Here is a 13798-nt window from a genome sequence, read left to right as displayed (position 1 = left end):
AACCTAATTAGCTAAATCCGTGGTATTTGGGGTTTTTTTCATGCAAGCGTATCAGCGCGATTTCATTCGTTTTGCCATCGATCGCGGCGTTTTGCGCTTCGGCGAGTTCACCCTGAAGTCCGGGCGCACCAGTCCTTACTTCTTCAATGCCGGCCTGTTCAATTCGGGTTCGGCCCTGGCGCAGCTGGGTCGTTTCTATGCGGCGGCCATCATCGAGAGCGGCATTTCGTTCGACGTGCTGTTCGGTCCGGCCTACAAGGGCATCCCTTTGGCGGCCACGACTGCCGTGGCCCTGGCCGAGCACTATGACCGTGACCTGCCATGGTGCTTTAACCGCAAGGAAGCCAAGGCTCACGGCGAAGGCGGTAGCCTGGTCGGCGCGCCATTGACGGGCGAAGTGCTGATCATCGACGACGTGATCACCGCAGGCACCGCGATCCGCGAAGTGATGCAGATCATCGCTTCCCAGGACGGTGCCAAGGCGGCCGGCGTATTGATTGCGCTGAACCGTCAGGAGCGGGGCAATGGTGAGTTGTCAGCGATTCAGGAAGTTGAGCGTGACTTCGGTATTGCGGTGATCAGCATCGTTTCGCTGAACCAGGTGCTGGAGTTTTTGGCGGACGACCCGCAGCTCAAGCAGCATTTGCCAGCCGTTGAAGCGTACCGCGCCCAATTCGGCGTATAGCGCAGTTCCTACAGAGGGTTCTACAAATTCCAGCAGGGATTGCAGGCAAAAAAAGACCCCGTTCAATCAGGTTGAACGGGGTCTTTTTTTATGCGCGATCGCTTACGGACGCTTGCGATTGCTGATCAGAGTGCCCACGCCAGTATCGGTGAAGATCTCCAGCAGGATGGCATTCGGCACCCGGCCGTCGATGATCAGCGAACTGCCGACCCCGCCCTGGACTGCTTCCAGCGCACAGCGAATCTTCGGCAGCATGCCACCGTAGATCGTGCCGTCCGCGATCAGCTCGTCGACCTGTTGGGTTGTCAGGCCGGTGAGGACCGTGCCCGATTTATCCATCAGGCCCGCGATGTTGGTCAGCAGCATCAGCTTCTCGGCCTTCAGCGCTTCGGCCACCTTGCCGGCCACCAGGTCAGCGTTGATGTTGTAAGACTCGCCGTTGGCACCGACGCCGATAGGGGCGATCACCGGGATGAAATCGCCTTTGACCAGCAGGTTCAGCAAGTCGGTGTTAATCCCGACGACTTCGCCTACCTGGCCGATATCGATGATTTCCGGTTGGGTCATTTCCGGCGTCTGGCGGGTGACGGTGAGTTTCTTCGCACGAATCAGCTCGGCGTCTTTACCGGTCAGGCCGATAGCGCTGCCGCCATGACGGTTGATCAGATTGACGATGTCCTTGTTGACCTGCCCGCCGAGGACCATCTCCACCACGTCCATGGTTTGCGCGTCGGTCACGCGCATGCCATCGATGAAGTGGCTCTCGATCGACAGACGCTTGAGCAGATCGCCGATTTGCGGGCCGCCGCCATGTACGACCACCGGGTTGATACCTACGGCTTTCATCAGCACGATGTCGCGGGCGAAGCCGGTTTTCAGCTCCTCGCTCTCCATCGCGTTGCCGCCGTATTTGATCACCAGCGTCTTGCCGACATAGCGGCGGATGTAAGGCAGCGCTTCGGACAGGACCTTGGCGGTATTGGCGGCGGCTTCGCGTTCGAGGGTCATTCAGGGCTCCGGCACTTCGATAAATGGCGCTTCAATAAATCAAAACGGTAGTTGGAGATCAGGTGCAACACGCTTCAGTTGGACTTTGAATACGTCCTTGATGCGCTGCAGTTCAGCCTCGTCATCGGCCTCGAAGCGCAGCACCAGCACCGGTGTGGTATTGGATGCGCGCACCAGGCCCCAGCCTTTGGCGTAGTCGACTCGCACGCCGTCGATGGTGGTCAGGTCGGCGCCTTCACCCCACTTCGCGTCGTGCAATGCATCAATGATGCTGAATTTGCTCTCTTCGGTCACATGGATATTGATTTCAGGCGTGGAAATATCGTTCGGGAAGGTCGCGAACAGCTCTTCCGCCGTGGATTTTTCCTTGCTGAGGATCTCCAGCAGACGCGCGGCGCTGTAGATGCCGTCGTCAAAGCCGAACCAGCGCTCCTTGAAGAAGATGTGCCCGCTCATTTCACCGGCCAACAGGGCGCCGGTTTGTTTCATTTTCTTTTTGATCAACGAATGACCGGTCTTCCACATTAACGGACGACCGCCATATTCCTTGATCAGCGGGGTCAGGCGACGGGTGCATTTGACGTCGAAGATGATCTCGGCGTCCGGGTTGCGCTCCAGCACGTCGCGGGCAAACAGCATCAGCAGGCGGTCCGGATAGACGATGCTGCCGGTGTTGGTCACTACGCCAACGCGGTCGCCATCGCCATCGAAAGCCAGGCCCAGGTCGGCGTTGGTTTCCTTGACCTTGGCGATCAGGTCTACGAGGTTTTCAGGCTTGCCCGGGTCCGGGTGGTGGTTCGGGAAATTGCCGTCTACTTCGCAGAACAGCGGGATCACTTCGCAGTTCAACGCTTCGATCAGTTGCGGGGCGATCACGCCAGCGGCGCCATTACCGCAGTCCACAACAACTTTCAGGCGGCGGGCCAGCTTGATGTCCTGGACGATTTCGGTGTTGTAGCGATCGAGAATTTCGACCTGGGTGATGCTGCCTTTGCCGCTGGTCAGATTGTTGGTCTTGAGGCGGTCATGCAGGGCCTGGATTTGCTCGTTGGCCAGGGTATCGCCGGCGATGACGATCTTGAAGCCGTTGTAGTTCGACGGGTTATGGCTACCCGTCAGCATTACCCCGGATTTGCCAGCCAGTACGTTGGCTGCGTAGTACAGCGCAGGCGTCGGTACCAGGCCTACGTCGCTGACGTGGCAGCCGCTGTCAGCCAGGCCCTTGATCAATTGTTCGACCAACTCCGGGCCCGACAGGCGCCCATCACGGCCGACCGAAACATTGGGCTCGTTTTGCGCCAGGCTCTGGGCTCCGATGGCGCGACCGAGCCAATAAGCGGTCTCAGCGTTGAGAAATTCCGGGACAGTGCCGCGAATGTCGTAGGCGCGGAAAATGCTGTCGGGGAATTTCGGTGCGACTTGGGCTGGGGTGCTCATCTGTAGGAATGCTCCATCTCGAAAGTGGCTGGACTGGCCTGCGAAATATTCGTTGGCCGGTTCAAACTGAAGGGTATGACGGCGTTTTCCACAGAGAGTTCGTGGTGCGAAAAGGCCATGCCAGCGATTTCAGTGAGCTTTTGGCCGTCCATTGCCTTGGTTTTCTGAGCGATCTGTTGCGCCGATACTGGCGTCAGAACGCTGTACCGTAGGAGCTACCGCAGGCTGCGTGGTCCTTGAGATCAAGAGATCGCAGCCTGGGGCAGCTCCTACGGGGATGTGGCGTCATTCGATCAACGGGTACCGGTATGGCCAAATCCGCCAGCGCCGCGTTCGGTTTCCACGAATTCTTCAACCATTTCGAAGTGCGCCTGAACCACGGGCACCAGAACCAACTGGGCCAGGCGTTCGCCGACCACCATGTTGAAATCGGTCTGGCCGCGGTTCCAGCAGGACACCATCAGGGGGCCCTGGTAGTCGGAGTCGATCAGACCGACCAGATTGCCGAGCACGATGCCGTGCTTATGGCCCAGGCCGGAGCGCGGCAGAATCAGTGCCGCGAGGCCCGGATCGCCGATATAGACGGACAGGCCAGTAGGGATCAGGAGGGTTTCGCCCGGCTTGATGACGGTGTCCTGTTCCAGCATGGCGCGCAGGTCCAGGCCGGCGGAGCCTGGTGTGGCGTACTGCGGCAGCGGAAATTCGGTACCGATGCGGGGGTCGAGGATCTTGGCTTGCAAAGCGTGCATGTAAATTAAACCTGGTTCAGACGTTCGGCGATAAAAGTGATCAGCTGACGAGCAATCTTGCTCTTGCTGGTCTGGGCGAAAAGTGTGGCGTGGAGCTCGCGATCGATCACGCTGCAGGCGTTTTCTTCGCTGTTGAAACCGATGCTCGGGTTCGCAACGTCGTTGGCGACGATCAAATCGAGGTTCTTGTCCTTGAGTTTGCGCGCTGCGTAATCGAGCAGGTGTTCGGTCTCGGCGGCGAAACCGACACTGAAAGGTCGATCGGGGCGGGTGGCAATCGAGGCCAGAATGTCTGGGTTGCGCACCATTTGTAGTAACAAACCGTCGCCGCTCGTAGGATCTTTCTTAAGTTTTTGTGGTGCGACGACCTCGGGTCGGTAGTCCGCTACTGCTGCCGAGGCGATGAACAGGTCGCAGGGGATCGCCGCTTCACAGGCCGCGAGCATGTCGCGGGCGCTGACCACATCGATTCGGGTCACGCGATCGGGGGTTGGCAGGTGCACCGGGCCGGTGATCAGGGTCACCCGAGCCCCCGCTTCGACGGCCGCTTCAGCCAGTGCAAAGCCCATTTTGCCCGAGCTGTGGTTGGTGATGTAGCGCACCGGGTCGATGTTTTCCTGAGTCGGGCCAGCGGTAATCAGCACGTGCTTGCCGGTCAATGCCTGGCGCTGGAAGCAGTCCGCCGCGCACTGTACGAGGTCGTTGGCTTCGAGCATCCGTCCCATGCCGACGTCGCCACAGGCCTGGCTGCCCGAGGCGGGGCCGAAGACTTTCAGGTCGCGGCTTTCCAGAAGTCGCAGGTTGCTCTGGGTCGCAGGGTCACGCCACATGGCCTGGTTCATGGCCGGGGCAACGGCCACCACAGCGTCGGTGGCCAGCACCAGTGTGGTCAGCAAATCATCGGCAATGCCCTGGGCCAGGCGCGCGATCAGGTCCGCCGTGGCGGGGGCGATCAGCACCAGGTCGGCCCATTTGGCCAGTTCGATGTGGCCCATCGCCGCTTCGGCTGCGGGGTCCAGCAGATCCAGGTGCACCGGATGGCCGGACAGGGCCTGCATGGTCAACGGTGTGATGAACTCACTGCCACCACGGGTCATGACCACGCGCACTTCGGCGCCCTGGTCGATCAGTCGGCGAACCAGTTCGGCGCTCTTGTAGGCAGCGATGCCGCCGCCGACGCCCAGAACAATGCGTTTCCGATACAGCCGCTGCATAGGTCAGCCTTTCAATTCGTTGGTGACTGCATGGCGAAACCCCCTCCCCAGGGATGAATTCGCCCGCAAAAAAGATGGGCTAAGATATCACAGCGACCGCTATGGAACAGCGGCGCCCACAGACAGGGAGGTGCTATGAGTATTCGTGATTGGCCGGCGGCCGAGCGACCCCGGGAAAAGCTGCTTGAGCAGGGCTCGGCGAGTCTTTCGGATGCAGAGTTGCTGGCCATATTTTTGAGAACAGGTGCAGCGGGCAAAAGCGCCGTGGACCTCGCGCGTCACCTGTTGGGCAAGTTTGGCAGCCTGCGGGCGTTACTGGAGGCCGATCAGCCGGCGTTCAGTGCGGAATTGGGGCTGGGGCCGGCAAAATTTGCGCAACTGCAGGCGGTGCAGGAAATGAACCGGCGGCATCTGGCGGAACGGTTGCGTGTGCGTTCGGCGCTGGAAAACCCCCAGGCCGTTCGCGATTATCTGAAATCGATGCTGCGCCACGAGCAACAGGAAGTGTTCGGTTGCCTGTTTTTGGACTCGCGGCATCAGGTACTGGCCTTCGAGGCGTTGTTTCGCGGCTCCATCGACAGTACCGCCGTCCATCCCCGTGAGGTGGTCAAGCGCGCACTGGCCAACAATGCCGCCGCGCTCATCCTGTGCCACAACCATCCCTCGGGCAACGCCGCCCCCAGCCAGGCGGACCGCCAGCTGACCAAGCGGCTGCAGGAGGCCCTGCAGCTGATTGATGTGCGCATACTCGATCATTTCATCGTGGGCGATGGGGATCCGTTGTCGATGGCCGAGTACGGGTGGATGTAGTGGCGCTAAAGCCAGTGCGAGCTGGCTTGCCAGCGATAGCGTCAGTTCAGTCAGCGAATTCATGCCTGATCCACCGCCATCGCTGGCAAGCCAGTTCCCAGAGGGTGTGCGGTGGTGCGGTTACTTCACGCTTACCTTCGAATAATCCTGGCGACCAAACGGGCTCACCGAATACCCCTCGACGTTCTTGCGCAGCAAGGCAAAGGCGGTGGGGTGCGCCAGTGGCAGCCAGAGGGCCTGTTGCTGGATTTGCGCCTGGGCCTGCTCATACAGCTTGGTGCGCACACCCTGCTCGGACGTGGTCTTGCCAGCGCTGATCAGTTTGTCCAGGTCCTGGTTGCAGTAACGGGCGAAGTTGGTGCCGGACTTGACCGCCGCGCAGGAAAACTGCGGCGTCAGGAAGTTGTCCGGATCGCCGTTGTCACCCGCCCAACCCATGAACAGCAGGTCATGCTCGCCCGCCTTGGCGCGGCGGATGACCTCGCCCCACTCGATCACGCGAATCTCGGCCTGGATGCCAATTTCCGCCAGGTCCGACTGCAGCATCTGCGCGCCGAGACTTGGGTTGGGGTTCAGCAGGCTGCCGGAAGGGCGGGTCCAGATGGTGGTCTGGAAGCCGTCCTTGAGCCCGGCCTTGGCCATCAATGCCTTGGCCTTCGCAATGTCGTGGGCGTAGCCCGGCAAGCCTTTGGCGTAACTCCAGGTATTAGGCGGGTAGGGCCCGGCGGCGGGTTCGGCCGTGTCTTCGAACACCGCCTTGACGTAATTGGCCTTGTCGAAGGCGAGGTTGATCGCCTGGCGCACTTCAACCTTGTCCAGCGGCGGATGCTGGCTGTTGATGGCGACGAATGCCGTCATGAAGGCGTCGGTCTTTTCCACTTTAACGTCCGGCTCTTTCAGCGCGGCCTGTACGTCCAGCGGTTTGGGTGACAGGGCGATCTGGCACTCGTTGCGGCGCAGCTTCTGCAGGCGAACGTTGGCGTCCGGGGTGATGGCAAATATCAGCGGATCAACCGAGGGCTTGCCACGGAAGTAATCCAGGTTGGCCTTGTAGCGAATCGAGGCGTCTTTCTGGAAGCGCGTGAAGACGAACGGGCCGCTGCCGATAGGCTGACTGTTGAGCTTCTCCGGCGTGCCGGCTTTCATCAGCTTGTCCGCGTACTCGGCGGAATAGATCGAAGCGAAGCCCATGCTCAGGGTCGGCAGGAAGGTCGAATCCGGGTGGTCGAGGGTGAAGCGCACTGTAAGCGGGTCCAGCGCATCGATCTTCTTGATCAGCGCCGGCAGTTGCATCGACTGTGCATGCGGGAAGCCGCTCTGCGCCACTTTGTGCCAAGGGTTTGCCGGGTCCAGCATGCGATCGAAACTGAACTTCACATCTTCGGCAGTCAGCTCGCGGGTGGGCGTGAAATAGTCGGTGCGGTGGAATTTCACCTGAGGATGCAATTTGAACACGTAGCTCAGGCCGTCCGCAGAAACTTCCCAGCTGTCGGCAAGGCCCGCAACCACTTTGCCGCTGGCCGTATCGAAGTCCACCAGGCGATTCATCAGCACATCGGCTGATGCATTGGTGGTGGTCAGCGAGTTGTATTGCACCACGTCGAACCCTTCAGGGCTGGCCTCGGTGCAGACGCTCAGGGCCGCAGCCATGGCGTGCGGGCTCAGCAGGAGAGGGGCGAGCAACAGCGGTAGGGCAGCGAGGCGCATGGTCGGTTTCCTTTACAGATCGAAGGCCCATCTGCAAGTGCAGTCTGGAAAAGGCTTACCCTAGATGGCTCCTTTGCAAATGACTATCCCCATTTTCATTTTAGGGGGACTATGTGCGATTGATTTCCGTGTGCGGCGATCTGTGAAACCGCGAAACGGGCTGTCGGTTGATTCTCTGCGACGAGCGGTCAATATCCCCCACAGCCTTTATCCAAGGCGCTCAAAGCCTGAAAAACACGGTTTTTATCGACTCCACGCACACAGAATGTTGTTGCTCTGCGGTCTTTCTGGTATAAAGCAGCGCTCTTTTCTAGGGGCCCGGTTCCTTCACTGTAGGTGTAGCCGGTAAGACCTCTAAAGAAACGCGGCGCCTGGCGCCAAATGACTGAGAGATTAAGCGGCCAACCCATGCCGGGTTGGGCATGTGGTTTTAGAGGGCTGAGGCATGTCGAGAGTATGTCAAGTTACCGGTAAGGGTCCGGTGACTGGGAATAACATTTCCCACGCAAACAACAAAACCCGTCGTCGTTTCCTGCCGAACCTGCAGCATCATCGCTTCTGGGTTGAAGAAGAGAAACGTTTCGTGCGTCTGCGCGTATCTGCTAAAGGCATGCGTATCATCGACAAGCGTGGCATCACTGTCGTGCTGGCCGAAATCCGCAAAGCTGGCAAGATCTAAGGAGCTAAATCATGCGTGAAAAAATTCGAATGATTTCCAGCGCCGGTACTGGTTACTTCAAAACTACCGACAAAAACAAGCGTACTACTCCGGACAAGCTCGAGCTGATGATGTTCGATCCGCGCGTTCGCAAGCACGTTATGTTTAAAGAAGGTAAAATCAAGTAATTGATTTTTCCTACTTACGAAAAAGGCCCGGATCGCGAGATACGGGCCTTTTTTGTTGCCTGTCGATTATGCGTTGCCTGCCAGGGGCCTTTAGTGAGCAGGCCCGCGCCTACATTTGATTTTCAGTGAGCACAGAATTTGTGCCCGACGACGATCCAGTGTGGGAGCGGGCTTGCTCGCGAAGAGGCCGGCCGAGCCAACCACAATCCTCAGGCCTTCTGTTCGAACGCTACGTAGATCTTGCGGCACGGCTCCAGCACCTCCCAGGTGCCTTTGAAGCCTGCCGGAATGACAAAACGATCTCCCGCGCGTACGGTTTTGCTGTTGCCGTCATTGTCGCGCAGCACTGAAACGCCTTGAACGATTTCGCAGTACTCGTGTTCGGTGAAATTCACCAGCCACTGGCCAACTGCACCCTCCCACACACCTGCACTCAGCTGGCCGCAAGGGCTGTTGTAGTGGTTGTACACTGCTTGTTCGGGATCGCCCTTGAGGATTCTGGCGTCGTCCGGCCGATAGCGATCGGGCTGGATGTCGGCCTGGCTGAAATCGGCGATGTCCTGGATGTTCATTGTTGTAATCCCCAGTGATTGCGTTGGAAAGCCCGAAGTCTATGTTTATTAAAATGAACATCGCAAGGCCGTTTGCCGGCCTTATGTCAAATATATTGAAACTTCACCTGCCGCTGGTTTAGGGTGGCGGTTGCCTTGGGCCGAACATGCGGGATGGCCGGGCGGAATTCCTGAGAACGTCCGCGAAGAACGCAGGGCGCTCGTATTCAACAAGAGGAGGACACTCGTATGACCACCCTGACTCGTGCCGATTGGGAACAACGGGCTCGCGATCTGAAGATCGAAGGCCGTGCCTACATCAATGGTGAATACACCGATGCGGTCTCTGCCGAGACCTTCGAGTGCATCAGCCCGGTAGATGGCCGCCTGCTGGGCAAGATCGCCAGCTGTGACGCCGCCGATGCCCAGCGCGCTGTTGAAAACGCTCGCGCCACTTTCAATTCCGGTGTGTGGTCGCGCCTGGCGCCGACCAAACGCAAAGCCACCATGATTCGTTTTGCCGGCTTGCTTAAACAGCACGCCGAAGAGTTGGCCCTGCTTGAAACCCTGGACATGGGCAAGCCGATCAGCGATTCCCTGCACATCGACGTTCCTGGCGCGGCCCAAGCCCTGAGCTGGAGCGGTGAAGCCATCGACAAGATCTACGACGAAGTCGCTGCCACTCCGCACGATCAGTTGGGCCTGGTCACTCGTGAACCGGTTGGCGTTGTCGGCGCCATCGTGCCGTGGAACTTCCCCCTCATGATGGCCTGCTGGAAGCTCGGCCCGGCGTTGTCCACCGGTAACTCGGTGATTCTCAAGCCGTCCGAAAAATCGCCGCTGACTGCCATCCGCATCGCGGCGCTGGCCGTTGAGGCCGGTATTCCCAAAGGCGTGCTGAACGTCCTCCCGGGCTACGGTCATACCGTCGGCAAGGCGCTGGCCCTGCACAACGATGTCGACACGCTGGTGTTCACCGGTTCGACCAAGATTGCCAAGCAGCTGCTGATCTACTCGGGCGAGTCGAACATGAAGCGCGTGTGGCTGGAAGCGGGCGGCAAGAGCCCCAACATCGTTTTCGCCGATGCGCCGGACCTGCAAGCCGCTGCTGAGTCGGCGGCTGGCGCCATCGCTTTCAACCAGGGCGAAGTCTGCACCGCCGGTTCGCGCCTGCTGGTCGAGCGTTCGATCAAGGACAAGTTCCTGCCGCTGGTGATCGAGGCGCTGAAGACCTGGAAGCCGGGCAACCCGCTGGACCCTGCGACCAACGTCGGTGCGCTGGTAGATACCCAGCAAATGAACACCGTGCTGTCCTACATCGAATCTGGTCATGCCGACGGCGCCAAGCTAGTGGCGGGCGGCAAGCGAATCCTTCAGGAAACCGGTGGTACTTACGTTGAACCGACGATTTTCGACGGCGTGAGCAATGCGATGAAAATCGCCCAGGAAGAGATCTTCGGCCCAGTGCTGTCGGTCATCACCTTCGACAGCGCCGAGGAAGCGGTGCAAATCGCCAACGACACGCCGTATGGCCTGGCTGCAGCGGTATGGACTGCGGACATCTCCAAGGCACACCTGACCGCCAAGGCGTTGCGTGCCGGTAGCGTCTGGGTCAACCAATATGACGGCGGCGACATGACCGCGCCATTCGGCGGCTTCAAGCAATCGGGTAATGGTCGCGACAAATCGCTGCATGCGTTCGACAAGTACACCGAGCTGAAGGCGACCTGGATCAAGCTGTAAGTCTGTGTGGAGCCTGATACATATCGGGCTCCTGAACGACTCTGATCCCCTGTGGGAGGGGGCTTGCCCGCGATAGCAATCTGACAGCCAACCCATGTTGAATGTTAGGGCGCCATCGCGGGCAAGCCCGCTCCCACAGTGTTTTGTGTTGTTTGTTAAAAATAATATCCACAGGAGCGTGGACCATGCGTTGGGCGACGTATTTCGCCGTGTTGGCGTCTGTCTTGAGTGTTGGCCTGGCCCTGGGCGTCAGCATGCCGCTGGTGTCGTTTCGCCTGGAAAGCTGGGGGTATGGCTCCTTTGCTATCGGTGTGATGGCGGCGATGCCGGCGATCGGCGTGTTGCTGGGGGCGAAGATTTCCAGTCACTTGGCAGCGCGCCTCGGCACGGCCAACCTGATGCGCCTTTGCCTGTGGGCGGGGGCGCTGTCCATTGGCTTGCTGGCGTTGTTGCCGAGTTATCCGGTGTGGCTGGCGTTGCGGCTGATGATCGGGGTGATCCTGACCCTGGTGTTTATCCTCGGTGAAAGCTGGATCAATCAGTTGGTGATCGAGCAATGGCGCGGACGCTTGGTCGCTCTGTACGGCAGCGCCTATGCGTTGAGCCAACTGGCCGGCCCGTTGCTGCTGGGGGCCGTTGGCACCGATCATGATTACGGATTCTGGGTCGGTGTCGCCCTGCTGATGATTGCGCCGTTGTTGTTGCTGGGCCGTAGCGGGGCACCGAGCAGCGAAGCGTGCAGTGTGACTTTCAGGGACTTGTTGGGTTTTTGCCGTGGTTTGCCGGCGATCGCCTGGGCGGTGTCGCTGTTCGCAGCGTTTGAAGCGATGACTTTGACCTTGCTACCGGTTTATTGCCTGCGTCAGGGCTTCACCACGGAAATCGCCCTGGCGATGGTCAGTACGGTGGTGGTGGGGGATGCGCTGCTGCAGTTGCCGATCGGTGCACTGGCGGATCGCTTGTCCAGGCGCACGCTGTTTACCGGGTGTGCGGTGATTCTGCTGGTGTCGAGCCTGGCGATTCCGTTCCTGATCGACACCCTGCTGATCTGGCCATTGTGGGTGCTGTTTGGCGCGAGCGCCGGCGGCTTGTTCACCTTGTCGCTGATCCTCATTGGCGAGCGCTATCGGGACGATGCGCTGGTGCGCGCCAATGCGCATATTGCCCAGTTGTGGGGGATCGGCTGTCTGGTCGGGCCACTGGTTGCCGGTGCCGGCAGCCAGTGGATCAGTGGCCATGCGTTGCCGCTGTTGATGGCAGCAGGGGCGTTGGGCTTGGTGATCCTGCTGTCGCGGCAGGGGGCGTTTGGTGCCGTGCAACCGGCTTAGATCAAAAGATCGTCCGAACGCGGCCCGAGCCTTCGGCAGCTCCTACAGGAAATTGCATTTTCAATCGCAGGAGCTGCCGAAGGCTCGGGCCGCGTTCGGACGATTTTTTGCCCTTCTACAACATCCGCTCCAGGCCTACGGCCGTGCTGAACCATGCATTGAAGCGACGCCACCAGCTGCCAGGTTCTTTGGTCAGCACGTGCATCTTGCCGTCATCTTCGGTCACCCAGACGATCTGGTCGTCCTGCAGTTTCACCTGGTAACTCAAGGCCGGCGCCATGCCCTCCAGCGCCGATTTGCGCACATGCGCAGCGAGTTCAGGGCTGTCGACCAGTACGCCGACTTCGGTATTCCACAGGACCGAGCGCGGGTCGAAGTTGAAGGAGCCGATGAACGACTTCTGCTGATCAAAAATGATCGCCTTGCTGTGCAGGCTGGAATCGGAGCCGCGGTAGGACTTGCTGGAGAAAATGTGTGGGCCGCTACCGCCGCCTTCGCCCGGCTGACGGCGTAACTCGAACAACTTCACGCCGTGTTCAAGCAACGCTCTGCGGTAAGGCGCGTAGCCGCCGTGCACCGCCGGCACATCGGTGGCCTCCAGTGAGTTGGTGAGCAAGGTCACCGAGACGCCGGCATCGGCGCGGCCGGTCAGGTACACCAGGCCCGGCTGTCCCGGCACGAAGTAAGCCGAGATGAGGATCAGCTCCTTGCTCACCCCGTTCAATTCCGGCGCCAACTGAGTGGTCAGCAGCAGCTGCGGATCGGGTTCACCTTTTGCCAGCACCTTGCTTGGCGCATCCCAAAGCGCCTGGTTCCAGGCCCAAATCAGCTCCCGGCGCCAGATGTCCATGCGCGGATTGGTGTTGTAGGTCGTCAAATGCTGGTAGAGCGCGTGATTCTGCTTGCGGGTTTCTTCCAGGGATTGCTCAAGCCGGGTGCGGGTGTCTTGCAAGTCTTTGTGCGTAGGCCGGCTCGACAGGAACTGGTCGATCGGTTTGCTCAGCGCGCTGTTCCAGTACTGATCGAAGCTGTGCCCCAGCTGTTCGGCCACCGGGCCGACGCTGAGCATGTCGATGTCGGTGAAATTCAGGTTGGGCTCGGCGTCGAAGTATTCATCGCCCAGATTGCGCCCGCCGACGATGGCCACGCTATTGTCCGCCAGCCACAGCTTGTTGTGCATGCGTCGGTGCTGTTGCGACAAGTTGAACAGGCGGCCCATGTTGCGCGTCACGCCCGTGGAGCGGCCCAGGTGCAGCGGGTTGAACAGGCGGATCTGAATGTGCTCGTGCGCCGCCAGGGTCGCGATCACCCAGTCCAGACCATCACTGGTGGTGTCGTCGAGAAGGATTCTGACCCGCACACCACGGTCGGCCGCCTTGAGCAGCTCTTCGATCAGCATTCGCGTGCTGATACCGTCGTGGACGATGTAGTACTGCAGGTCGAGGCTGCTCTGGGCATTGCGGATCAACTCTGCGCGCGCCATGAACGCTTCACTGCTGTTGGACAGCAGGCGAAAACCTGACCTGCCCTCATGAGGTGCTGCCTGGGCCTGGATCGACCGGCCGAACGCCGAATCGCTCGCAGGCAGGGCCTGGCTGGGTTCGCGTGTCACATCCAGGCTGGCGCAGCCTCCCAGGAGCGAGGCGAGGAGCACAAGAGCGAGCAGGGGGTGTCTGACTCTCACGTAGGATCGTTCCGATTGGCGGCTGGGGACGGCATA

The 13798-nt window shown here is 59.8% G+C and carries 12 protein-coding genes and 1 pseudogene; 6 read left to right on the top strand and 7 right to left on the bottom strand.

What is annotated here, in order from left to right:
• Positions 1–40: 40 nt before the first annotated feature.
• Positions 41–685, top strand: a complete 645-nt coding sequence (gene pyrE, locus AAEZ05_RS02015; protein WP_350646491.1) for an orotate phosphoribosyltransferase — start codon at positions 41–43, stop codon at positions 683–685.
• Positions 686–787: 102 nt separating this feature from the next.
• Here pyrE and argB read toward each other — a convergent pair whose 3' ends face one another.
• The 4 genes and pseudogenes from argB to coaBC form a co-directional block, all read right to left on the bottom strand.
• Complete coding sequence (argB, locus tag AAEZ05_RS02010; RefSeq protein ID WP_045059191.1) at positions 788–1693, bottom strand: acetylglutamate kinase; 906 nt, start codon at positions 1691–1693, stop codon at positions 788–790.
• Positions 1694–1732: 39 nt separating this feature from the next.
• Positions 1733–3109, bottom strand: a pseudogene (locus AAEZ05_RS02005) (phosphomannomutase/phosphoglucomutase); the annotation flags it as partial.
• 314 nt (positions 3110–3423) lie between these two features.
• Entirely contained in the window at positions 3424–3879 is a 456-nt protein-coding gene (dut, locus tag AAEZ05_RS02000; RefSeq protein WP_045059189.1) for a dUTP diphosphatase, read from the bottom strand.
• Between the two features lie 5 nt (positions 3880–3884).
• A complete protein-coding gene (gene coaBC / locus AAEZ05_RS01995) occupies positions 3885–5093 on the bottom strand; it encodes a bifunctional phosphopantothenoylcysteine decarboxylase/phosphopantothenate--cysteine ligase CoaBC (protein ID WP_205891736.1) in 1209 nt (402 codons plus the stop codon).
• 135 nt (positions 5094–5228) lie between these two features.
• Here coaBC and radC point away from each other — a divergent pair, with 135 nt between their 5' ends.
• Entirely contained in the window at positions 5229–5903 is a 675-nt protein-coding gene (radC, locus tag AAEZ05_RS01990; protein ID WP_045059187.1) for a RadC family protein, read from the top strand.
• Positions 5904–6023: 120 nt separating this feature from the next.
• On the opposite strand, the gene AAEZ05_RS01985 is transcribed toward radC, so the two are convergent.
• Positions 6024–7610 (bottom strand): ABC transporter substrate-binding protein, encoded by a 1587-nt coding sequence (locus tag AAEZ05_RS01985; RefSeq protein ID WP_350646490.1) that lies wholly within the window; start codon positions 7608–7610, stop codon positions 6024–6026.
• 445 nt (positions 7611–8055) lie between these two features.
• Between AAEZ05_RS01985 and rpmB the strand changes: the two genes are divergently transcribed.
• Both rpmB and rpmG read left to right on the top strand, forming a co-directional pair.
• On the top strand, positions 8056–8289 hold the full coding sequence (gene rpmB, locus AAEZ05_RS01980) for a 50S ribosomal protein L28 (RefSeq protein WP_007894701.1): 234 nt from the start codon (positions 8056–8058) through the stop codon (positions 8287–8289).
• A gap of 11 nt (positions 8290–8300) precedes the next feature.
• The gene (gene rpmG, locus AAEZ05_RS01975) at positions 8301–8456 is read left to right on the top strand and encodes a 50S ribosomal protein L33 (RefSeq protein WP_045059185.1); all 156 of its coding nucleotides are present in this window, start codon (positions 8301–8303) and stop codon (positions 8454–8456) included.
• Positions 8457–8665: 209 nt separating this feature from the next.
• Here rpmG and AAEZ05_RS01970 read toward each other — a convergent pair whose 3' ends face one another.
• Complete coding sequence (locus tag AAEZ05_RS01970; RefSeq protein ID WP_045059184.1) at positions 8666–9028, bottom strand: cupin domain-containing protein; 363 nt, start codon at positions 9026–9028, stop codon at positions 8666–8668.
• Positions 9029–9256: 228 nt separating this feature from the next.
• On the opposite strand from AAEZ05_RS01970, the gene AAEZ05_RS01965 reads away from it, so the two are divergent.
• Both AAEZ05_RS01965 and AAEZ05_RS01960 read left to right on the top strand, forming a co-directional pair.
• A complete protein-coding gene (locus AAEZ05_RS01965; protein WP_045059183.1) occupies positions 9257–10750 on the top strand; it encodes an aldehyde dehydrogenase in 1494 nt (497 codons plus the stop codon).
• A 185-nt stretch (positions 10751–10935) separates the two neighbouring features.
• Positions 10936–12078, top strand: coding sequence for an MFS transporter (locus tag AAEZ05_RS01960; RefSeq protein ID WP_350646489.1), 1143 nt, complete (start codon positions 10936–10938; stop codon positions 12076–12078).
• Between the two features lie 115 nt (positions 12079–12193).
• Here the strand turns inward: AAEZ05_RS01960 and AAEZ05_RS01955 are convergent, their stop codons facing one another.
• Positions 12194–13762 (bottom strand): phospholipase D family protein, encoded by a 1569-nt coding sequence (locus tag AAEZ05_RS01955; RefSeq protein ID WP_350599568.1) that lies wholly within the window; start codon positions 13760–13762, stop codon positions 12194–12196.
• Positions 13763–13798 lie beyond the last annotated feature (36 nt).

Source organism: Pseudomonas sp. HY13-MNA-CIBAN-0226, from assembly GCF_040310305.1.
In the GTDB taxonomy this organism is placed as follows: domain Bacteria; phylum Pseudomonadota; class Gammaproteobacteria; order Pseudomonadales; family Pseudomonadaceae; genus Aquipseudomonas; species Aquipseudomonas gregormendelii.
This window is presented reverse-complemented; position numbering and strand designations above follow the sequence as displayed.

Bases quoted from the DNA above. Each gene is read 5' to 3' on its own strand.
- pyrE (WP_350646491.1), top strand. From the start codon at position 41: ATGCAAGCGTATCAGCGCGATTTCATTCGTTTTGCCATCGATCGCGGC.
- argB (WP_045059191.1), bottom strand. From the start codon at position 1,693: ATGACCCTCGAACGCGAAGCCGCCGCCAATACCGCCAAGGTCCTGTCC.
- dut (WP_045059189.1), bottom strand. From the start codon at position 3,879: ATGCACGCTTTGCAAGCCAAGATCCTCGACCCCCGCATCGGTACCGAA.
- coaBC (WP_205891736.1), bottom strand. From the start codon at position 5,093: ATGCAGCGGCTGTATCGGAAACGCATTGTTCTGGGCGTCGGCGGCGGC.
- radC (WP_045059187.1), top strand. From the start codon at position 5,229: ATGAGTATTCGTGATTGGCCGGCGGCCGAGCGACCCCGGGAAAAGCTG.
- AAEZ05_RS01985 (WP_350646490.1), bottom strand. From the start codon at position 7,610: ATGCGCCTCGCTGCCCTACCGCTGTTGCTCGCCCCTCTCCTGCTGAGC.
- rpmB (WP_007894701.1), top strand. From the start codon at position 8,056: ATGTCGAGAGTATGTCAAGTTACCGGTAAGGGTCCGGTGACTGGGAAT.
- rpmG (WP_045059185.1), top strand. From the start codon at position 8,301: ATGCGTGAAAAAATTCGAATGATTTCCAGCGCCGGTACTGGTTACTTC.
- AAEZ05_RS01970 (WP_045059184.1), bottom strand. From the start codon at position 9,028: ATGAACATCCAGGACATCGCCGATTTCAGCCAGGCCGACATCCAGCCC.
- AAEZ05_RS01965 (WP_045059183.1), top strand. From the start codon at position 9,257: ATGACCACCCTGACTCGTGCCGATTGGGAACAACGGGCTCGCGATCTG.
- AAEZ05_RS01960 (WP_350646489.1), top strand. From the start codon at position 10,936: ATGCGTTGGGCGACGTATTTCGCCGTGTTGGCGTCTGTCTTGAGTGTT.